The 20,463-nt window shown below is 72.1% G+C and carries 19 protein-coding genes and 1 pseudogene; 11 read left to right on the top strand and 9 right to left on the bottom strand.

Features of this window, described 5'->3' with window-relative positions; genetic code table 11:
• Nucleotide 1 precedes the first annotated feature (1 nt).
• Entirely contained in the window at nt 2-550 is a 549-nt protein-coding gene (locus ACZ7L5_RS42560; RefSeq protein ID WP_471524193.1) for a Uma2 family endonuclease, read from the top strand.
• Nucleotides 551-594: 44 nt separating this feature from the next.
• Here the strand turns inward: ACZ7L5_RS42560 and ACZ7L5_RS42565 are convergent, their stop codons facing one another.
• Nucleotides 595-1,521 (bottom strand): DUF3027 domain-containing protein, encoded by a 927-nt coding sequence (locus ACZ7L5_RS42565; RefSeq protein ID WP_362388366.1) that lies wholly within the window; start codon nt 1,519-1,521, stop codon nt 595-597.
• 324 nt (nt 1,522-1,845) lie between these two features.
• On the opposite strand from ACZ7L5_RS42565, the gene ACZ7L5_RS42570 reads away from it, so the two are divergent.
• The 4 genes from ACZ7L5_RS42570 to ACZ7L5_RS42585 all read left to right on the top strand — a co-directional run bounded on the left by ACZ7L5_RS42570 (nt 1,846) and on the right by ACZ7L5_RS42585 (nt 5,616).
• The gene (locus ACZ7L5_RS42570) at nt 1,846-3,273 is read left to right on the top strand and encodes an MFS transporter (RefSeq protein ID WP_471524162.1); all 1,428 of its coding nucleotides are present in this window, start codon (nt 1,846-1,848) and stop codon (nt 3,271-3,273) included.
• A gap of 276 nt (nt 3,274-3,549) precedes the next feature.
• On the top strand, nt 3,550-4,023 hold the full coding sequence (locus tag ACZ7L5_RS42575; protein ID WP_471524164.1) for a DUF2771 domain-containing protein: 474 nt from the start codon (nt 3,550-3,552) through the stop codon (nt 4,021-4,023).
• A 26-nt stretch (nt 4,024-4,049) separates the two neighbouring features.
• Nucleotides 4,050-4,766, top strand: a complete 717-nt coding sequence (locus tag ACZ7L5_RS42580) for a futalosine hydrolase (protein WP_471524166.1) — start codon at nt 4,050-4,052, stop codon at nt 4,764-4,766.
• Nucleotides 4,756-5,616, top strand: a complete 861-nt coding sequence (locus ACZ7L5_RS42585) for a 1,4-dihydroxy-6-naphthoate synthase (RefSeq protein ID WP_471524168.1) — start codon at nt 4,756-4,758, stop codon at nt 5,614-5,616. The genes ACZ7L5_RS42580 and ACZ7L5_RS42585 overlap by 11 nt, the downstream gene beginning before the upstream one ends.
• Before the next feature lie 118 nt (nt 5,617-5,734).
• Here ACZ7L5_RS42585 and ACZ7L5_RS42590 read toward each other — a convergent pair whose 3' ends face one another.
• On the bottom strand, nt 5,735-6,118 hold the full coding sequence (locus ACZ7L5_RS42590; protein WP_328426909.1) for a cold-shock protein: 384 nt from the start codon (nt 6,116-6,118) through the stop codon (nt 5,735-5,737).
• 165 nt (nt 6,119-6,283) lie between these two features.
• Here ACZ7L5_RS42590 and ACZ7L5_RS42595 point away from each other — a divergent pair, with 165 nt between their 5' ends.
• On the top strand, nt 6,284-6,535 hold the full coding sequence (locus ACZ7L5_RS42595) for a hypothetical protein (protein ID WP_467479551.1): 252 nt from the start codon (nt 6,284-6,286) through the stop codon (nt 6,533-6,535).
• On the opposite strand, the gene ACZ7L5_RS42600 is transcribed toward ACZ7L5_RS42595, so the two are convergent.
• The 3 genes from ACZ7L5_RS42600 to ACZ7L5_RS42610 form a co-directional block, all read right to left on the bottom strand.
• Entirely contained in the window at nt 6,511-7,155 is a 645-nt protein-coding gene (locus ACZ7L5_RS42600; RefSeq protein ID WP_471524170.1) for an HAD family hydrolase, read from the bottom strand. The genes ACZ7L5_RS42595 and ACZ7L5_RS42600 overlap by 25 nt on opposite strands.
• 107 nt (nt 7,156-7,262) lie before the next feature.
• Complete coding sequence (locus ACZ7L5_RS42605) at nt 7,263-8,279, bottom strand: hypothetical protein (protein ID WP_471524172.1); 1,017 nt, start codon at nt 8,277-8,279, stop codon at nt 7,263-7,265.
• A 76-nt stretch (nt 8,280-8,355) separates the two neighbouring features.
• Nucleotides 8,356-9,966, bottom strand: a complete 1,611-nt coding sequence (locus ACZ7L5_RS42610) for a substrate-binding domain-containing protein (RefSeq protein ID WP_471524174.1) — start codon at nt 9,964-9,966, stop codon at nt 8,356-8,358.
• 210 nt (nt 9,967-10,176) lie between these two features.
• On the opposite strand from ACZ7L5_RS42610, the gene ACZ7L5_RS42615 reads away from it, so the two are divergent.
• The 3 genes from ACZ7L5_RS42615 to ACZ7L5_RS42625 all read left to right on the top strand — a co-directional run bounded on the left by ACZ7L5_RS42615 (nt 10,177) and on the right by ACZ7L5_RS42625 (nt 13,332).
• Nucleotides 10,177-12,714: a helicase-associated domain-containing protein gene (locus tag ACZ7L5_RS42615; RefSeq protein ID WP_471524176.1), complete on the top strand. Its 2,538-nt coding sequence runs from the start codon at nt 10,177-10,179 to the stop codon at nt 12,712-12,714.
• A 177-nt stretch (nt 12,715-12,891) separates the two neighbouring features.
• Nucleotides 12,892-13,020, top strand: a complete 129-nt coding sequence (locus ACZ7L5_RS42620) for a hypothetical protein (RefSeq protein WP_328426903.1) — start codon at nt 12,892-12,894, stop codon at nt 13,018-13,020.
• Between the two features lie 96 nt (nt 13,021-13,116).
• Entirely contained in the window at nt 13,117-13,332 is a 216-nt protein-coding gene (locus tag ACZ7L5_RS42625) for a hypothetical protein (RefSeq protein WP_363038995.1), read from the top strand.
• Here the strand turns inward: ACZ7L5_RS42625 and istB are convergent.
• Both istB and ACZ7L5_RS42635 read right to left on the bottom strand, forming a co-directional pair.
• A complete protein-coding gene (gene istB, locus ACZ7L5_RS42630) occupies nt 13,310-14,527 on the bottom strand; it encodes an IS21-like element helper ATPase IstB (protein ID WP_471524178.1) in 1,218 nt (405 codons plus the stop codon). The genes ACZ7L5_RS42625 and istB overlap by 23 nt on opposite strands.
• A gap of 132 nt (nt 14,528-14,659) precedes the next feature.
• Nucleotides 14,660-14,797 carry a hypothetical protein gene (locus ACZ7L5_RS42635; protein WP_471524180.1) on the bottom strand — a complete coding sequence of 46 codons (138 nt, stop codon included), beginning with the start codon at nt 14,795-14,797 and terminating at the stop codon, nt 14,660-14,662.
• Between the two features lie 165 nt (nt 14,798-14,962).
• Between ACZ7L5_RS42635 and ACZ7L5_RS42640 the strand changes: the two genes are divergently transcribed.
• Nucleotides 14,963-16,606, top strand: a complete 1,644-nt coding sequence (locus ACZ7L5_RS42640; RefSeq protein WP_328880870.1) for a DNA repair helicase XPB — start codon at nt 14,963-14,965, stop codon at nt 16,604-16,606.
• A gap of 5 nt (nt 16,607-16,611) precedes the next feature.
• Here ACZ7L5_RS42640 and ACZ7L5_RS42645 read toward each other — a convergent pair.
• A pseudogene (locus ACZ7L5_RS42645) lies at nt 16,612-17,613 on the bottom strand (glycosyltransferase 87 family protein); the annotation flags it as partial.
• Nucleotides 17,614-17,722: 109 nt separating this feature from the next.
• Nucleotides 17,723-17,902 (bottom strand): hypothetical protein, encoded by a 180-nt coding sequence (locus ACZ7L5_RS42650; RefSeq protein WP_328880869.1) that lies wholly within the window; start codon nt 17,900-17,902, stop codon nt 17,723-17,725.
• Between the two features lie 277 nt (nt 17,903-18,179).
• On the opposite strand from ACZ7L5_RS42650, the gene ACZ7L5_RS42655 reads away from it, so the two are divergent.
• Nucleotides 18,180-20,228, top strand: coding sequence for a HelD family protein (locus ACZ7L5_RS42655; protein WP_471524183.1), 2,049 nt, complete (start codon nt 18,180-18,182; stop codon nt 20,226-20,228).
• Nucleotides 20,229-20,463 lie beyond the last annotated feature (235 nt).

Here is a 20,463-nt window from a genome sequence, read left to right on the forward strand (position 1 = left end):
GATGATCCCGCCCAGGCCGAGCGGCTGGGAAGCGGACGACCTCGACCACCTCCCGCAGGCACCGCGGCACACCGAACTCATCGACGGAGCCCTGATCTTCATGCTGTCGCCGCAGCGGTCCTGGCACTCCCGGCTGGTGCAGAACCTGACCTTCGCGCTCAGGCAAGCGGCGCCCGAGGGCTTCGAGACGGAGCGCGAGATGACCGTCCGGCTCGACAAGAAGAGCCGACCGGAGCCCGACATCCTGGTCACCACCGCCGTATACGACCCCGACCGCACCTGGTACGCGCCCGCCGACGTCGCCCTGGTCATCGAGGTCGTCTCGGAGGAGTCCGCGGACCGCGACCGGTCCCTGAAGCCCTTCAAGTACGCACAGGCCAGGATCCCCCACTTCTGGCGCGTCGAGGACGAGGCCGGTGCACCCACCGTCCACATCTACGAGCTCGACACCATGACCGGCGCGTACGTGGCCACCGGAATCCACCGTGAGCGTCTGAAGGCCGCCGTCCCGTTCCCGACCGGCATCGACCTCAAGAACCTCGTGCCCTGACCTCGGGCGGGAAGAGAAGCCGTCGCCGGCTCCTCAGCGCGTACTTACGAGTGCCCCAGCTCCCCCGAGTCCCCGTCCGCCCCCACCGACACCGACCCCGAGTCCGGCGCCGGGCGCAGCGGGAAGGGGTCCACGCGGGTCTCGTCGATCACCGGCGGAGCCGGGCGCGGGGGCTTGGGCATGACCGCGGCCTCGGAGTGGCCGCCGCAGCCGTACGTCAGCGACACCACGCGGCCGTCGGCCGGGGAGAACTCGTTGGCGCAGACGCCGAAGGCCTGGCCGAGGGAGCCGCCGATCGGGGCCAGGAAGCCGCAGGTGACGCAGGAGGCGGGGGCCGCCTGGGCCATGGGGGTCTTGGCGCCGTACGACTCCTCCCAGCGGTCCGCGGCGACGTGCAGGCCGTAGCGGGACAGGACCCGGGCACGCCGCATGCCGAGCTCCTCGGCCACGGCGGCGATCGAGCCGCGGGAGGGCGCCGCCGGCAGGTTCGCGGGGGCGGTCGCGGTGACGTCCGCGTCCTCCGCCTCGGCCAGTTCCGCCATCTCCTCCGAGAACGGCGAATTCGGTCCCGGTTCGTCCTCGCCGGTGTAGCCGGGCTCCAGGCGGAGGTCCTCGGCGTCCGTGGGCAGCAGGTCGCCCGGTCCCATGTCGCCGGGGCGCAGGCGCTCGCTCCACGGCACCCACTCGGGCGCGAGGAGGGCGTCCGGGCCCGGCAGGAGGACCACTTCGTCGAGCGTGACGACCTTCGCGCGGGAGGCGCGGGCCACCGTCACCGCCCAGCGCCAGCCGCGGTACCCGAGCTCCTTGCACTCGAAGAAGTGCGTGACAACGCGGTCGCCCTCGGAGACCAGACTCGCGTGCTCGCCCACGACGCCGGGCGCGGCGGCCTCCTCGGCGGCACTGCGGGCGAGGTCGACCGCCTCGGCGCACAGACGGTCGGGGGTGCGGCTTCGCGTTGTCGCTGCGCTCACAGGTATCGCTTCTCTCCTACGCCGTCTCTCGGGTGCGGTGCCTTGAGGCGATGGAGCAGACGGAGCGGACCTGTGGGCCGCGTCGACGTCCGCATCCGAATCACGCTCGGGCGCACCTACGTCATCCATTGTGCGGGATGGCTGAGATACGCACGCTACCTGCTCGCGGGCGCTGGGCCTACACCGACGGCCCTTTCACCGCTCGCGGCGGGTGGTGGAACCCTTGCCACCGGGCCATCGGTTGCCCCGTGCCCATCCGAGTCCCTGCCCTCCATACGCGCCGTAACCGCACTACCCACCCCCATCTCGGGGCACTATTGCGTCGTGGCAACCGCGAGGCAGCCCGAAGGAGCCACCGGCATCGGTGGCGGCAAGGGCGGCCGTGATCGAGGTGGCGGGACGGGCCGGACGCGCGGCTCCCTCCGCGCGCTCGGCCGTGCCCTGCGCTTCCCGTTCACCGGCCCGGCCCGCGGCATCCGCAAGGCCACCCACGCGCACGGCGCCGGTGAGTCCGGCCTCGGCAAGCTGATCGAACTGCACGCGGTGAACGGCGCCGGGGACATGATGATCACCGTCGCCCTCGCCTCCACGGTCTTCTTCTCCGTCCCCACCGACGAGGCCCGCGGCCGGGTCGCGCTCTACCTCGGCATCACCATGGCGCCGTTCACGGTCCTCGCGCCCGTGATCGGCCCCCTCCTCGACCGCATCCCGCACGGCCGCCGCGCCGCGATGGCCGGCGCGATGTTCGCCCGGGCGATGCTCGCGCTGGTGCTGGCCGGGGCCGTCGCCACCGGCAGCATCGAGCTGTATCCGGCCGCGCTCGGCGTCCTGGTCGCCTCCAAGGCCTACGGCGTCGTCAGAAGCGCCGTGGTGCCCCGGCTCCTGCCACCGCGCTTCTCCCTGGTGAAGGCCAACTCCAGAGTCACGCTCGGCGGCCTGCTGGCCACCGGCATCGCCGCCCCCATCGGCGCGGGACTCCAGGCGCTCGGGCCGCGCTATCCGCTGTACGGCGCCTTCGTGATCTTCGTCGCCGGCACGATCCTGTCGTTCACCCTGCCGCCGAAGGTCGACTCGGCCAAGGGCGAGGACACCGCGCTGCTGGCGGCGGACGAGCAGCACCTGCACGGGCCGCACCGGCGCCCGGTCAAGCGCCCCGGGCTGCGCACGGTCGGCATCGCCGTCACCCACGCCCTCGGCGCCAACGCCGCCCTGCGCTGCCTCTCCGGCTTCCTGATCTTCTTCCTGGCGTTCCTGCTGCGCGAGCACCCGATGTCCGGGCAGAGCGCGGCCGTGTCGCTGGGCATAGTGGCCGTCTCGGCCGGGGTCGGGAACGCGTGCGGTACGGCGGTCGGCGCGTGGCTGCGCTCCCGGTCGCCCGAGATCATCATCGTGACGGTCGTGGCCTTCGTGCTGCTGGCGGCGCTCACGGCCGCGGCCTTCTTCGGCGCGGTCGTGGTGGCGTTCCTCGCGGCGACCGCCGGGTTCGCCCAGGCGCTGGCCAAGCTGTCCCTCGACGCGCTGATCCAGCGGGACGTGCCCGAACTGGTCCGTACGTCGGCCTTCGCGCGCTCTGAGACGCTGCTGCAGGTGTCCTGGGTGCTCGGCGGGGCCATCGGCATCGTGCTGCCGCTGAAGGGCTCCCTGGGCCTGCTGGTCGGCGCGACGATCGTCGCCATCGGCTGGCTGACCACCATCAAGGGCCTGATCGGCTCGGCCCGGCACGGCGGCCACAGCCAGCCGCGCGTGAGCTGACACGATCCGTCCGCCGGCAAGGCGCACGGCACGCCGCCCCCCGCGTACCGCCATCGGCATCGTGCCGCCGCTCAGGGGCTCCCCGGGCCCACCGGCCGGCTGACCACCATCGAACGCCTGATGGCCCGACAGGCGTCGAGGGCATGATCGGCTCGGCCCCGCACGGCGGCCACAGCCAGCCGCGCGTGACGTGACGCGCTGTGTCCGCCGGCCCGGCCCACGGCACGCCGCCCCCCACGTAGAGAGAGCGTCACACGCTCCCGATAGCCTTCGCCCATGACCACGCTGCAATCCGAAGTGCGACGCCGCCGCGCGCTCGCCGCCGCCGGCGCCGTTTCCGCCGGACTGCTCGTCCTGTCGGCCTGCGACAAGCCGACGCCGCTGGCCACGGTCACCGTAGGCACCTCCTCCGTCCACTCGCAGGCCACCTGCGGTGGTGAGGGCGAGGTCGTGAAGACCTCGGACCTGGCCGGCTGCCTGAAGGACAAGGGCATCGAGTCCATCAAGGTGGACCCGGACGAGACCGTGCGCTTCGGTGTCGACCCGGAGATCGCGGACGAGGGCTGGACGATCCTCATGAACGGCCAGCCGCTCACCGACTCCAGCACGAAGACGTACCGCACCGTCCCGGGCAGCGTGTTCTTCAACGCCCAGTACGGCGCGAGCGGCGACTCCACGCTGGTCTCCATCAAGGAGGGCGAGCGGGACGTGACGGGCCTGTGGTCCTTCAAGCTCAAGAAGGACAGCTGATCCCTGCCGCTGGGCCGCACGTGCTCGTGGCCACCGCCGTCCCCGTGGAGCGGGACGCGGTGGCCCGGGCGTTCGCGGCAGCCGCGGACGAGGGGCGGGTGCTGCTCGGGTCCGCCGGCCCGGCGCCCGGCGCGGCCGGCCACGGCCGGCCGGTCATCGACCTCGTCGCCGTCGGCGTAGGCCCTGCCCGGGCCGCCGCCAGCACCGCGTCGGCCCTCACCACGGCCGCCCGCGACGGCGCGCCCTACGGCCTGGTCGTCTCCACCGGCATCGCCGGCGGCTTCGCGCCCCACGCCCCCGTCGGCTCCCTCGTCGTCGCCGACGAGATCACCGCCGCCGACCTGGGCGCCGAGACCCCGGACGGCTTCCTGCCCGTCACCGAGCTGGGCTTCGGCACCGTCACCCACCGTCCGCCCGAAGCACTCGTACGGGAAGCGGCGGCCGCCACCGGTGCCCGCACCGGTGCCGTCCTGACCGTCTCCACCGTGACCGGCACCGCCGTCCGCGCCGCGCGACTGCGCGAGCGCCACCCCACCGCCCTGGCCGAGGCCATGGAGGGCTTCGGCGTCGCCGAGGCCGCCGCCGCGCACGGCACACCCGTGCTGGAGCTGCGCTCGGTCTCCAACCCCGTCGGCCCGCGCGACCGCGCCGCCTGGCGCATCGGCGACGCGCTGACGGCCCTCACCGAGGCCTTCGGGAAGCTCACGCCCGTCCTGGAGAGTTGGCAACCACATGACCGGTGAACAACAGCGACAGACCCTGCGGATCGCGTACTCGCCCTGCCCGAACGACACCTTCGTCTTCGACGCCCTCGCCCACGACCGGGTGCCCGGCGCCCCCGCGCTCGACGTCACCTTCGCGGACATCGACATCACCAACGGCATGGCCGAGCGCGGCGAGTTCGACGTGCTGAAAGTGTCGTACGCCGTGCTGCCGTACGTCCTCGACGAGTACGCCCTGCTGCCCTGCGGCGGCGCGCTGGGCCGGGGCTGCGGCCCGCTGGTGCTGACCCGCGAACCGGACGTGGACCTCAGCGGCCGTACGGTCGCTGTGCCGAGCGAGAAGTCGACGGCGTATCTGCTGTTCCGCCTGTGGGCCGCCGACACGCTGCCCTCCGGGGTCGGCGAGATCGTGGTCATGCCGTTCCACGAGATCATGCCCGCCGTGCGGGACGGGAAGGTCGACGCGGGGCTCGTCATCCACGAGGCGCGCTTCACGTACCAGAACTACGGGCTGCACAAGCTCGCCGACATGGGCGAGCACTGGGAGGCCACCACGGGGCTGCCCATCCCGCTGGGCGCGATCATCGCCAAGCGCTCCCTGGGCGAGCGGCGGCTGACCCTCCTGGCCGACTCGATCCGCACCTCCGTCCGAGCCGCCTGGGACGATCCGGAAGCCTCCCGGGCCTACGTCATGGAGCACGCCCAGGAGATGAACCCGGCCGTCGCGGACCAGCACATCGGCCTGTACGTCAACGAGTTCACGGCCGACCTCGGTGACGACGGCTACGCGGCCGTGCGGGGCCTGCTGACGCGCGCGGCGGCGGAAGGGCTGACACCCGCACTCGGGCCCGAGGCGCTGTCGTTCCCCTGAACCTCACCCGCCGCGGCCGTGCTCGGGCTGCCCGGACGTGCGGCGGCCGAGGGGCTGGTGTCGCCCCTCGGCCGGGAGGTGCTGGATTTCCCCCAGGAATTCCAGGGGTCCGTGAGAGCTATACGTCGAGCTGGTCCGCCACCGCGCGGAGGAGGCCGGCGATCTTCTTGCCGGCGGTCTTCTCGGGATAGCGGCCCCGCTCCAGCATCGGCGTGATGTTCTCCAGGAGGGTCGTCAGATCCTGGACGATGGACGCCAGTTCGTCCGGCTTCTTGCGCTGGGCCGCCGCCACGGAGGGGGTCGGGTCGAGGATGGTGACCGAGAGGGCCTGGTCACCGCGCTGACCGGCGACCACCCCGAACTCGACTCGCTGTCCCGGCTTGAGTACGTCGACTCCGGCGGGGAGGACCGAGGAATGGACGAAGACGTCACCGCCGTCGTCGCGGGAGAGAAAGCCGAAGCCCTTCTCGCTGTTGAACCACTTGACCTTGCCGGTAGGCACGTCTGTCCTCGTCCTCGTACTCGTCGGAAAACTGCTTCTGAAAACGGCTCTTGATAGCACTACAGCGGGTCGACCATGACCCGCCGCTACCAAGGCTAATGCTCCCGGAGCCGGTGACAAGACGTCGCCCGGTTGTTCCTTCGCGCAGGGAACTACCCTGGTCCGGTGCGTGACAAAACCCAAACGAATTCCGCGGCTCCCGGCGACCGACTGATCCGTGCCGGTGCGGTCGTGTTCTTCATCGGTGCCGTGGCCACTCTGGTCACGGTGGCCCCGTTTTTGCTCGGTACGACGCCATTTCCGACCTACATGTTCGGACTGAGCATGCTCATGGGCGTCGGATTCCTCGTCGCCGGTGTCGGCGTACTGCGGTCCGTCGCGGCCGGACGGCGTCAGGCGCGGGGCGCTTCGAGGTAGCGGGCGAGCCAGCCGGGGAACTCCGTCAGGTCCGTGAGGACCACGTCCGCGCCGAGCGCGCCCAGCTGTTCCGTGCTGAACGGCCCCGTCGCCACCGTGACCGACAGGGCGTCTGCCGCGCGGGCTGCGCGGACGTCGCCCTCGTGGTCGCCGACGTAGACGCCCGCGTCGTGCTCGCGCAGGGCCACCGCCTTCTGCTCGGCCCAGAGGTTGCCGATCACCGCGTCGGGCTCGATGCCGAGGTGCTCCAGGTGCAGCTTGGCGTTCGGCTCGTACTTGGCGGTGACGACGATCGCGCGCCCGCCCGCGGCCCGTACGGCGGCGATCGCCTCACGGGCGCCCGGCAGGGCGGGGGTCGCGGTGATCGCGATCGTCGGGTACATCGCGCGGTACTGGTCGGCGATGGCCGGAACCTGCTCCGCCGGGAACCAGTTGACCAACTCCTCCGCCAGCGGCGGCCCGAGCCGTGTGATCGCCAGGTCGGCGTCTATGTACGTCCCCGTGCGCTCGGCCAGAGCCGTGTAGCAGGCGTGGATGCCGGGGCGGGAGTCGATCAGGGTCATGTCGAGGTCGAAGCCGACGGTGAGCGGGCGCGAGGTCGAGGAGGCCATATGCGCCATTGTGCCCAGGCCCGCGGCGGGGCAGACACCGAGTGGGTGTGACCTGCATCCATCCTGCGTCCGCACCTCGCGCACGCCTACCTCGCGCACGCCTACCTCGCGGACGCCTACTTCTCCCGCTGTGACCGCCAGACGATGAACAGCGCCGACGCCACCGCCGCCCCCCGCAGCACCCAGGGCCAGGTGTCCGCGAGGGCGGCGTTCATGTGGCCCTCGGCGATGGGGTCGCCCCAGCGGCCGTTGGTGCGCCCCCACAGCCATGCGACGCCGGCCGTGAGCGCGAGACCGGGCAGGATCACGACCGCCCACTTGGTCTCGGCGTCACTCAGGCGCCGGGAGCCCCAGGCGATGAGCCAGCCGAGCAGCAGGACGATGAGGTTGCCGAGGACGGCGCCGGCGACGAGGAGGGCGGCGGAGAGCAGCAGGAGGGGGTTGCTCCAGCGGCTGGTGGGGAGTGTCGGGCGCCGCGGGAAGAGGCGGCGGCGACGGGGGGCGGGGGCGTCCGCGTCGGCCGCCTCCTCAGCGGCCTCCTCGGGCTCCTCGACGGGTTCCTTCTTGCGGAGCCGCGCCTCCTCCTGCTCCTTGGAGGGCGGACGCCTGAGCATCTCCGGGATCTCGACGCCGCCGACGAAGCCGGGGACGTCGTCGCCGGGCCCGAAGGGGCTGCTGTCCACCCGCCACCAGTCCGGCTGGAGCGCGCTGCCCCCGAGGTCGGCCGTGCTCGCGAGGTGGGGCGGCGGGGGCGCGTCGTCGCGGGCCGTCGGGGCCTCGGCGGGCCGTGGGCGCGGCACGAGCCGGCGCAGGCCCTTGGGGCGCTCCGGCTCGGCGTGCTCGTCCCGGCCCGCCGGCTGTACGGGCACGGAGGTGACCGGTGCCGGTGCCTGCGGTGCGGGGGCGCCGCCCCCGGCAGCCGCGACGATCTCGTCCGGGGTGCCCAGGCGGGCGATGATGCGGCGGACCGCGGCGGGGCTGTCGACGGCCGCCTTGGCGCGGCGCCGGTCGATCTCGCCGCGCAACTCGTTCACCAGGCGCATGCGGGTGGCCGACGGCAGCTGACGCTGCTGAGCCACGTCACCGACGCGGCTCAGATACTCGTAGACGACCTGGTCGCTCTCGATCCCCACGAAGTCCCCTCCGGGGTGGGTGTGCTGAAGCCCCGTGGGGAACGACGTTAGCGCAGCGCAGGGTGTGCGGTGCGGGTCAGACCGGCCGGCACTCCCCCGCGTCCTGCGCCTCGGAGCACAGGCCGTGGCCGTGTTCGTGCAGGATGTCGCGGCCGCTCTGCTGGGTGAGGAAGTTCAGGAAGGCCGCCGCGACGGAGCCGGCCGGCGCCTCGCCGTAGGTGTAGGCGAATTCGGTCTGCCAGTAGGGGTAGTTGGTGTCCTCGACACCTTCCGCCGTGGGTTCCCGGCCGTCGATCTTCAGCTTGACGAGCCGGTCGGCGGCCTTGTGGCCGGCGACTCCCGTGGCCTCGCTGTAGCCGATGGCGCCGGGCGTCGAGGCGCTGGTGTTCAGCATGGTGTCGGTGCTGGTGACCTCGCAGCGGCCGTACCGGCCGGACTTCAGGGCCGCGCAGTCCGTCACGGTGAACTGGGGCGGTTCCCTGCCGTCCAGGACCTTGGCGACGAGGGTGCTGCGGGTGCCGGAGCCGGGGTCGCGGTTGATCAGGTGGACGGGGACGTCGTTGCCGCCGACCTGGGACCAGTTCGTCACCCGGCCGGCGAAGAGGTCGCGGATCTGGGCCAGCCGCAGGTTCTCCACGCCCGCGTCCTTGTTGACGACGAGGGTGAACACGGAGAAGGCGACCGGCTTGGGGACCAGCCGGGGGTGGCCGTCGGAGGCGAGCCCGTCGGTGAACGCGATGTGGTCGGCGAGGCCGTCGCCGACCTGGATCCCGGCGTTCTTGCCGGCCTGGTCCAGGTCGGTCACACCGTCGGTGCTGCCCTTGAAGGTGTCGTCGGCGAGCGGAATCGACACGCCCGCCCCGTCGCACCGCTTGAGGTAGTCCTCGGCGGCGGCCCGCACGGCGGGCGCGAAGGCGGTGGAGCCGTGCAGGCTGAGGGTGCCGCCGACGCAGTCCAGCGGAGGCCTGCGCTCCTCGCGCAGGAACAGCGTGAAGAACGCCTGGAGGGCCACCGCCGCCGTCAGGAACGCGATGGCGAACCAGGCCGGCCGGGAGGCGAACAGATGGCTCTCGGTCCTGGCCAGCTTGAATCGGAACACCTTCACCAGCGGGTCGAACCAGCGCCGGTCGGCGCCGACGGCGCCGACGATGTCCGGCTTGGGGAAGGGGTCGGCGCTGTCGTCGCCCTGCCAGCTCTCCAGGATCACCAGCACCTTGTACTCGGCGCCCCGGGGCAACTTGACCTTCGGCAGTTCGATGACACCCTCGCGCCTGGACGGGTTGTTGCGGAAGCCGAAGCCGGGGGCCCCGCGCCGGAAGAAGCGGCGCAGCTCGCGCTGGCTCAGCTCGGTGACCACCAGCCCCGCGACCTGCCGGCGGCGGAAGGTGACCCATATGCCGCTGGGGTCGTTCTCGTCGGTCAGGTAGTCACTGGCCTCGATGGGGGCGGACCCGGCGTTCTCGATGCGCAGCAGCACGAACGAGGGGTCCTTCAGCCGGTGGCCGTCGCGCTGCAACTGCTCCAGGATCTCGGCGTGCTCGGACTGCGTGTCGTCCGCGGCGAGGGTGTCCATCTGCACCCGGTAGCCAAGCCGCTTGCGGCCGACGATGGCGAACTCCCACAGGAATGCCGCGACGGGAAACCCGAGACTCAGGATGGCGATCCACTGCTCGACCTGCTCGCTCACCGCTGGAACCCCCAATTCCATTGAGCCGTGAAGTAGTTGACCGGGAGCCCAGGGTGACGAGTGGGGATGACGTGTTGCCAGGGGTGCCGGATTCCTCCGGATGATGTTCATCCGGAGGCCATTTGCGAAACGTTCCGTTCGCCCATGGGGCGGCGATCCGGGCGGCCCGCACACCCCCTGCTCCGGCCGCCACCCGCTAGATTTGGTCGGATGAGCGACCCGGCTGCACCGCCCCGTTCCCTCGCGGAAGCCCTCCGCGTGCGGGACGACGCCTCACTGGCCGTGCTGCTGCGCAGCCGGCCCGATCTCATCACCCCCGTCCCCACCGATCTCACGCAGCTGGCGACCCGCGCCGGCACCCGGGCCTCCGTGGTGCGCGCGCTGGAGCGGCTGGACCGGTGCACGCTGCAGACGGCGGAGGCTCTGGCGGTGGCGGGCGACCCGGCGACGTACGACGAGCTGCTCGCTCTGATGGCCGGTGACGAGGGCGATCCAGCGGTCGCCGGGGCGCTGCCGCACGCCCTCGCGACCCTGCGCGACCAGGCCCTGGTGTGGGGCGCCGACGACCGGCTGCGGCTCGTCCGTACGGCACGTGAGCTGCTGGCGCCCTCGCCGCAGCACCCGTCCCCCACCGGACTGGGCCCGACCGTGCAGGAAGCCACCGCGGGCATGTCGCCGGGGCGTATCCAGGAGATCGTCACGACGGCCGGGCTGCCCTCGACCCACGACGCCGTGTCCGCGGTGTCGTCGCTCACCGCCCTGTTCGGCGACCGGCGGCGCATGGCGGCCCTGCTCGCGGGCGCACCCGAGGAGTCCAGGGAGGTCCTGTCCCGGCTCGTGTGGGGGCCGCCGTACGGCCAGGTCACCGCCGACCCCGCGCCCCGCCTGCGCTGGCTCCTGGACCGCGGCCTCCTGCTCCCGACGGCTCCGGGCACGGTCGTACTCCCCCGCGAGGTGGCCCTGCATCTGCGAGCCGGCCGTGCGCACCGCACCACCGAGCCGCTGCCCCCGCCGGTCGAAGCGAGCGCGACGCACCGTCCACAGGTTGTGGACGCGACGGCGGCCGGACAGGCGTACACGGCGCTGGCGACCGTCGAGGAGCTGCTGAAGGACTGGGACGAGGGCGGTCCGACGGTGCTGCGGGCGGGCGGCCTGAGCGTGCGCGACCTCAAGCGCACCGCCGTCGCCCTCGACGTCTCCGAGCCCCTGGCCGCCTTCTGGATCGAGCTCGCCTACGCCGCCGGACTGCTGGCCTCCGACGGCGAGGCCGACGAGCGGTACGCGGCGACCCCGGCCTACGACGAGTGGCTGGAGCAGCCCGCCGCGCAGCGCTGGGCACTGCTGGCGCAGACATGGCTGACGGCGACGCGCACATCGGGGGTGATCGGCGGGCGGGACGCGAAGGACCGTACATTGTCGGCGCTGGGCCCGGGCCTGGACCGCTCGGCCGCGCCCGAGGTGCGCCACCGGGTACTGACCCTCCTCGCGGGACTGCCGGAGGGCGCGTCGCCGTCCGCCGAGTCGGTACTGGCCCGGCTGCGCTGGGAACGGCCGCTGCGCGGACCCCAGCGGGACGACGACCTGCGCGGGCGCCTCGCCCAGTGGACGCTCGGCGAGGCGGAGATGCTGGGGGTAACGGGGCGGGGGGCGCTGTCGGGGCACGGGCGTGCGCTGCTGGGGATGCCGCTGCCGGAGCCCGTGGCCGAGGAACCGGCCGGTCCCGGCGACAAGCTCCCCGTGCATCACCGCCCGGCCCCGTCCCCCGAGCCTCTCTCCCCCGCCGAGCAGGCCACCGCCGCCGCCACCGCTGCCCGGCTCCTCGCCCCGCTCCTCCCCGAGCCGCTCGACCACGTTCTCCTCCAGGCCGACCTGACGGCCGTGGCACCCGGGCCGCTGCAACGCCCGCTCGCGGCCATGCTGGACGTGCTCGCGGACGTGGAGTCCAAGGGCGGCGCGACGGTGTACCGGTTCACGCCCGGGTCGGTGCGGCGCGCGCTGGACGCCGGGCGCAGCGCCTCCGACCTGCACGCCTTCCTCGCCGAACATGCGCGCACGCCGGTACCGCAGCCGCTCGCGTACCTGATCGACGACGTGGCCCGCAGGCACGGGCATCTGCGGGTGGGCGCCGCGTCGGCGTACGTCCGCTGCGACGACGACGCGGTGCTGAACGAGATCCTCGCCGACAAGCGGTCCGCGGGCCTGCGCCTGCGCCGCCTGGCGCCGACGGTGCTGGCCGCCCAGGCGGACCCGGCCGCGCTGCTGGAGGGCCTGCGCGCGATGGGCTTCGCGCCGGCCGCCGAGTCGGCCGAAGGTGACGTCCTGATCACCCGCGCGGACGCCCACCGCACCCCGCCGCGCACGGCGCCCGAGCCGGTCCCGGACGGCCCGCCGACGCCGGACGCCACCCTGCTGACGGCCGCGATCCGCGCCATCCGGGCGGGCGACCTCGCCTCCACGACACCGCGCAAGCCCGCCGCCCCCGGCAACCCCGCCGCGGTGACGGGCGGTGAGCTGCCCCGCACCACCTCCGCCGAGACCCTCGCCACCATGCAGGCCGCCGTCCTGACCGGCGAGGCGCTGTGGATCGGGTACGTCAACGCCGAGGGCTCCGCGACTCAGCGGGTGATCGCGCCGGTGCGGGTTGAGGGCGGGTTCGTGACGGCGTACGACCACACCGCGGACGAGGTGCGGACGTATCCGCTGCACCGGATCACCGGCGTCGCCGAGCTCGCGGACGACCAGATCTGATCCCGAGCCCGACGGCTCACTCGTTCGGGTGTACGCGGCTTTTCATGTACGCCACGCCGGGTTTTTCCAACTCTTGAGGGACCTTCCGGGTGTGTCCGCATCGCGTCACATGGCGCAGGGCAGCCACCTCGTGTCCTGATCACGCTCAAGTGAGCGCAACAGAGAGGTAGTTGTCCCATGCGCACAGCTCGTCGTCTTGCCACCGTCCTGGCCGCCGCAGCCCTGATGATCGGTGGTTTCACCACTCAGGCCGCGGCGATCGGCGTCGACGTGGCCGGGCTGGTCATCGAGACGCCGCAGGTCTGACGCGACCGCAGCGCAGTCATCGGGCCGGTCCGGCGCCAGGGCCGGCCCGCCCGCAGGTCGCCCCGCCCTCCGTCTGTGAAAGGCCCTGACGCCCCCATGCCTGCCAAGCGCCCCGCGCGCGCCCGTTCCGCAGCCGTCGCCGCTCTCATCTCCGCGAGCGCCATGGTCACCGTTCTCGCCCCCGAGGCCGCGGCCGCCGCCTCCGCACTTCCCCTGCCCCTGCCTGCCCCCGCCGGCGAGTCCCTGATCACCGAGGGCCTCACCGTCGAGGGGCCGCTGATCAACAACGTCAGTCTGCCCACGCTGCGGTAGGGCGGCGCAGCCGATAGCTGTCGCCGTCGATCCGGACCAGCTCGGCGTGGTGGGCCAGCCGGTCCACCATCGCGAGCGCGGAGGGGCCGCCGAAGATCTCGTCCCAGCGGCCGAGCGGGCGGTCGCCGGTCACGATCAGCGAGGCACGCTCGTAGCGGTGCGCGACCAGTTGGAAGAACAGCGGCGCGGTCCCCGCCTCGAAGGGGGTGTAGCCGACCTCGTCGACGATCAGCACGGCGTGCTCGTCGAGCGCGGTCAGCTCCTCGGCGAGCCGTCCCGCGTCCCGTGCACCGGCCAGCCGGGCCGCCCACTGAGCAGCGGTCGCGAACCGCACCGAGTGGCCGGCCTGGCAGGCCCGCACGCCGAGGCCGACCGCCAGATGCGTCTTGCCGGTGCCGGGCGGTCCGACGAAGACCACGTTGCGGCGGGCGGCGACGAAGTCCAGCTTGCCGAGCCGGGCCACGGCCTCCCGGTCGAAGGAGTGCGGGTGCTCGGAGTCGAACTCCTCCAGCAGCTTGCGTGCGGGGAAACCGGCGGCGCGCACCCGCTCCTCGGCGCTGGGCTCGTCGTCACGTGCCGTGGCCTGCGCCGGGACGAACACCTTCGGGGCGGGTTCCTCGGGGACGTGCGCCTGATGGGCGTGCTGAGCGGCCCGCTCGCTCTGCGCGGCCATCGGCCCCGACATGTACGCCAGGATCCCCGCCGAGGCGATGAACGCCATGTGGATCACCGTGCCCCACAGCAGTGCGTGGCGGGAGGTGTGGTGGACGTCCACGAACATCTGGAGCAGATGGACGGAGGAGATACCGACGATGGCGGTGGCGAGCTTGACCTTCAGCACGTTGGAGTTGACGTGCGAGAGCCACTCCGGCTGGTCGCGGTGGCCCTGGAGGCCGATGCGGGAGACGAACGTCTCGTAGCCGCCGACGATCACCATGATCAGCAGATTGGCGATCATCACGACGTCGACGAGCTTGAGCACGGCGAGCATGACGTAGTTCTCGGTCGCCTGCCCGGTCACGCAGCGGAGGATTAAGGCCCACAGCTCGTTGAAGAACTTGTAGACGTACACCCCCTGGGCGGCCACGAGGCCGAAGTAGAGGGGGGCCTGCAGCCAGCGGGTGGCGAACAGGGCGTACCCGAGAGTGGTGGTCGGCGGGGACGGATCACGCGAGTAGGGCTGCACGGTCGGCATTCTTCGCAGACACCGCCGTACAGGTGAAACCGGCACCACCCGCAGGGATGAAAAGACATCCTGTAGGACTCGGGGAGCGGCTCAGGGAGTACGAGCGAGGGGCGGCCTGCGTGAGACCGCCCCCGGGGCCTGCTAGGCCTTCGCGTGCTTGTAGCCGGTGCACCGCACGTCGCCGACGCCTCGCTTGATGTAGCAGAGATTCACCTTCGAGTACGCGTAGGTCCGGACGCCGTAGCCGTCCGCCTTGGTGTTGTCAGCAAAGATGATCACTACCGGGCCAAGCTATCAGCGGGCCGAGAACGGGGATCATGGGATCAGGGGGAGACATGGGATCAGGGGGAGAGGAGTGAGCTCCGCCGTGAGCCGGATGTGATCGTCCGCGTATGAGGCACACTGGACGTTTGGTCGAGTGGCCGAGCGGAAGGACGTACGCACGTGAACGGACCACTGATCGTCCAGTCGGACAAGACCCTGCTCCTGGAAGTCGATCACGAGCGGGCCGATGAGTGCCGTCGGGCGATCGCCCCGTTCGCGGAGCTGGAGCGGGCTCCCGAGCACATCCACACCTACCGGGTGACACCGCTCGGCCTGTGGAACGCCCGCGCGGCCGGACACGACGCCGAGCAGGTCGTGGACGCACTGGTCACGTACAGCCGCTACCCCGTGCCGCACGCGCTGCTCGTCGACATCGCCGACACGATGGACCGCTACGGGCGTCTGACGCTCTCCAAGCACCCGACGCACGGCCTCGTCCTCACCACCACCGACCGCCCGGTCCTGGAGGAGGTACTGCGCTCGAAGCGGGTCGCGCCGCTCGTCGGCGCCCGCATCGACCCGGACACCGTCGCCGTGCACCCTTCCGAGCGCGGCCAGATCAAGCAGACGCTGCTGAAGCTGGGCTGGCCGGCCGAGGACCTCGCCGGGTACGTCGACGGCGAGGCCCACCCGATCGAGTTGAACGAGGACGGGTGGGCGCTCAGGCCCTACCAGAAGCAGGCCGTGGAAAACTTCTGGCACGGCGGCAGCGGGGTCGTGGTGCTGCCGTGCGGCGCCGGCAAGACCCTCGTCGGCGCCGGTTCTATGGCCCAGGCGAAGTCGACGACCCTCATCCTCGTCACGAACACCGTCTCGGCCCGCCAGTGGAAGCACGAGCTGGTGAAGCGGACGTCGCTCACCGAGGAGGAGATCGGCGAGTACAGCGGTACGAAGAAGGAGATCCGCCCGGTCACCATCGCCACGTACCAGGTGCTGACGACGAAGCGGAAGGGTGTCTATCCGCACCTGGAGCTCTTCGACTCCCGGGACTGGGGCCTGATCCTCTACGACGAGGTGCACCTGCTGCCGGCGCCGGTCTTCAAGTTCACCGCGGACCTCCAGGCCCGCCGCCGCCTCGGCCTGACCGCGACCCTGGTGCGTGAGGACGGCCGCGAGTCGGACGTCTTCTCCCTGATCGGTCCGAAGCGGTTCGACGCGCCCTGGAAGGAGATCGAGGCGCAGGGCTACATCGCGCCCGCCGACTGCGTCGAGGTCCGCGTCAACCTCACCGACGCCGAGCGGCTCGCGTACGCCACCGCCGAGCAGGAGGAGAAGTACCGCTTCTGCGCGACGACCGACACCAAGCGGAAGGTCACGGAGGCCATCGTCCGCCGGTTCGCGGGGCAGCAGATCCTGGTCATCGGCCAGTACATCGACCAGCTCGACGAACTGGGCGAGCACCTGAACGCGCCCGTGATCAAGGGCGAGACCTCCAACGCCCAGCGCGAGAAGCTCTTCGACGCCTTCCGGGAGGGCGAGATCAGCGTCCTCGTCGTCTCCAAGGTCGCGAACTTCTCCATCGACCTGCCGGAGGCCACGGTCGCCATCCAGGTCTCGGGCACCTTCGGCTCGCGCCAGGAGGAGGCCCAGCGCCTCGGCCGTGTCCTGCGCCCGAAGGCCGACGGCCACCAGGCCCACTTCTACTCGGTCGTCGCCCGCGACACGATCGACCAGGACTTCGCCGCCCATCGCCAGCGCTTCCTGGCGGAGCAGGGGTACGCGTACCGGATCGTGGACGCGGACGAGATCCTGGCGGAGGGGTAGCCGAGCAGGAGGGCGAGGCCGAGCAGCGCGCAGAGCGCGTACGGCGACGCCCATGGCTGTTGCCACCAGGGCAGTCGGAGGTCCCGGGCGCCCTCGTGGGGAAGCAGCCACATCGTGCGGGCCGTGAAGAGGAGGGCCGTTGCCGCCGCGAGGCGGGGGCGGCCCTCCGTCAGCAGTACGGCGGCCAGCGGGACGCACCACACCCAGTGGTGGGACCAGCTGATCGGCGAGACGAGCAGGGCGGTGAAGGCCGTCAGGAGGATCGCGTGGCTCTCCTCGGCGGCGCGCGCCGACAGCCACAGGCCGGTGACCGTGACCGCGGCGGCCGGGAGCGCCCAGACGAGGCCCGGCGCCGGATCACCCAGGGCCCGGGCGACCATCCCCTGCAGGGACTGGTTGTCGACGATCCAGACCTTGCCCACGCGGTCCGTCTCGTAGAAGCGGCGGGTCCAGTAGTCGAGGCTCGCGGAGGGCAGGGCGAGGGCGCCGAGCGCGACCGTCCCCGCGAGGGCCGCCGCGGCCGTGCCGGCCTCCCGGCGTCGCCCGCGCAGCAGGAGATACGCGATGAAGACCGCCGGAGTCAGCTTGATGCCGGCGGCGATGCCGACCGCGGCGCCCTTCCAGCGGGCGCCCGTCGGACGGGTGAGGTCCCACAGCACCAGGCAGACCAGGGCGAGGTTGATCTGGCCGAAGAGGATCGTCTGGAGGACCGGCTCCAGCCAGAGGGCCGCTGCGGTGCCGGCGCAGAGGGCGGGCAGGCGGAGCTTCGCGGGGCCGCCCGCCAGCCGGGCGGAGAGGTGGACCAGAACGGCGAGCATGAGCGCGTTGCCCGCCAGGAAGGTCGCCTTGAGGGCGGCGAGGGGAATCAGTGCCGCCGGGACGAAGAGGAGCGCCGCGAAGGGCGGATACGTGGCGGGGAGCTGCCACTGCGTGACGGTGAAGCCGTAGAGATCCTCGCCGCGGAGGACGGCTTCACCTTCCGCCCGGTAGACCAGCGCGTCGGCCATCGGGAGGGGCTGGTGGGTGCAGAGTGCCGTGAGAGCGAGGAGGGAAACCGCCAGAAGGCAGTAGGGAGTTGCGGAACGTGATCGGCGGGTCACTCAGTGACCCTAGGCGTCATTTGCGGCGGACGCCCGCCTCCTCGCCGTACTCACCGAGGACGATCACGTCGAAGGCCGCACCTGCGAACACCTTGACGGCACGCAGGGCTTCACCGAGGCGATGACGGTGGTGCCCCTGAAGCGCTGTGGCTCCGCGGGGGCCCACGGGTGCTGGATGGATGGTTGCTGCGCTCATGTCTCCATGATGGATTCGCGGACATAAAGACGGCATCGGCCTGTGGACCGAAGCGGCGTACTGCCTCCGTACACCTTCGGGCGGACGCCGTCCCCCCAGGGAGGAGGCGGCGTCACCTAGGGGTCGGAGGGGGCCGGAATATTCGTTGGCGATCGCCTTTCCCCTTCGCCTAAAATCTCCGCTCTTGCCCGCCTCCCCCCGCGGAGTGCCGCCGCCCGGACGGAAACCGGTCGGCTCTCTCGATCACCTACCTGTAGGTCCCTCCGGAGGCACCCCCTTGTCCACGCGCGCCGACGACCCACTCGACCCGCTCTCGCGAGAGCGCTCCCACCTGGCCGTGTCCCGTTCCGCCCTGCGTGCCATGCGCGAGGACGTCGAGTCCCTCGACATCAGCGACGTCACCGCGAACTGGGTCAACGCCGAGGTCCTCGCCCGCCAGATCGACGACCGCATCAAGGCCCTGGCCGACCTCAGCGACACCCCGCTGTTCTTCGGCCGGCTCGACTACCTGCACGCCCCCGGCGCCGAGGAGGCCGAGGGCGCGGAGGGCGAGCGCTTCTACATCGGGCGCCGGCATGTGCACGACGCCGAGGGCGACCCGATGGTCATCGACTGGCGGGCGCCGGTGTCCCAGCCGTTCTACCGGGCGTCCAAGAAGGACCCGATGGACATCGCGCTGCGCCGCCGCTTCGGCTACACGGGCGGGGACCTCACGGCGTACGAGGACGAGCACCTCTCCGACCCGGCGGAGGCCGCCCGCACCAGCAAGCTGCTCCAGCAGGAGATCGAGCGTCCGCGCGTGGGCCCGATGCGGGACATCGTGGCGACGATCCAGCCGGAGCAGGACGAGATCGTACGGTCCGGGCTCGGCGGCACGGTGTGCGTGCAGGGCGGTCCGGGCACGGGGAAGACGGCGGTGGGCCTGCACCGGGTGGCCTATCTGCTCTACGCCCACCGTGAGCGGCTCGCCCGCACCGGCACGCTCGTCATCGGGCCGAACAGGTCCTTCCTGCACTACATCGAGCAAGTCCTCCCGGCGCTGGGCGAGTTGAGTGTCCGGCAGGCGACGGTGGGCGACCTCGTGGCGCACGTCGAGGTGCGCGGTACTGACGACGCGGCGGCGGCCGTCATCAAGGGCGACGCGAGGATGGCGGAGGTGCTGCGTCGCGCGGTGTACGCGCACGTCACCATGCCGACGGAGCCGGTGGTCGTCGTACGAGGATCCCGACGCCGGCGCGTCCCGGCGTACGAACTCGAAGAGATGGTCCGTGAGTTGCTCGCCCGAGACATCCGCTACGGCGCCGCCCGCGAGGCCCTCCCGCAGCGCATCGCGCACGCCGTGCTGGTGCAGATGGAGCGGTCGGGGGAGGCGCCGGACGACCGGGTGCAGGACGCGGTGGCCCGCAACAGCGCGGTGAAGGCCGCCGTCAAGGCGATCTGGCCGCCGGTCGATCCGGCGAAGCTGGTGCTGCGGCTGCTCGCCGACGCGGACTTCCTGGCCGAGCACGCGGCCGGGGTCCTCGACGCGGACGAGCAGAAGACGATCCTGTGGGCGAAGCCGGCGCGGTCGGTGAAGGCCGCCAAGTGGTCCGCGGCGGATGCGGTGCTGATCGACGAGGCGAACGACATCGTGGCGCGTACGTCGTCCCTCGGGCATGTCGTGCTCGACGAGGCGCAGGATCTCTCGCCGATGCAGTACCGGGCGGTGGGCCGGCGGTGCACGACCGGTTCGGCGACGGTGCTGGGGGATCTGGCGCAGGGTACGACCCCCTGGGCGACCCGGAGCTGGGACGAGGCGTTGGCCCACCTCGGCAAGTCGGAGGGGGTCATCGAGGAGCTGACGGCCGGTTTCCGCGTCCCGACGGACGTCATCGCCTACGCCTCCCGCCTCCTCCCCCACATCGCGCCCGGGCTGACGCCGGTGGCGTCGATCCGTGAGAACCCGGGGTTCTTCGAGGTCCGTGAGGCGTCGGAGGCGTCGGAAGTCATCGCCGCGTGCGGGGAGTTGCTGCGCCGGGAGGGGTCGATCGGGCTGATCGCCGCGGATGCGCGGGTTCCGGTGCTGGCGGAGGGGCTCGCTGCGGCGGGGATCACGTATCTGGCACCCGGCGAGGAGACGACCGAGCAGACCCGGTTGACGCTGGTGCCTGCGTCGCTCGCGAAGGGTCTGGAGTACGACTACGTCGTCCTGGACGAGCCACAGGCTGTGGTGGACGGGGAGCCGGATGAGCGGACGGGGTTGCGGCGGCTGTATGTCGCCCTGACGCGGGCGGTGTCGGGGTTGGTGGTGGTGCACGGGGGGTCACTGCCGGGGCAGTTGGGGTGACGGGTCCCTCCCGGGGGGGCCAGGGACGGGGGTCGCGGGTGGTGACGGTTTGCGTCGGGCCGCGGGTGCGTGGGGGGGCTGGTCGCGCAGTTCCCCGCGCCCCTGAGGGAGAGACAGGGACCGTCACCGACGAGAAACCCCCCGACAGCGCCGGACCGCGCCCCACCCCCCGCCAGAGCTCCCCCCGCGTCGGACCGCGGGTGCGCGAGGGCTGGCCGCACAGTCCCCCGCACCC

The sequence above is a fragment of the Streptomyces sp. NPDC107528 genome, assembly GCF_055639295.1.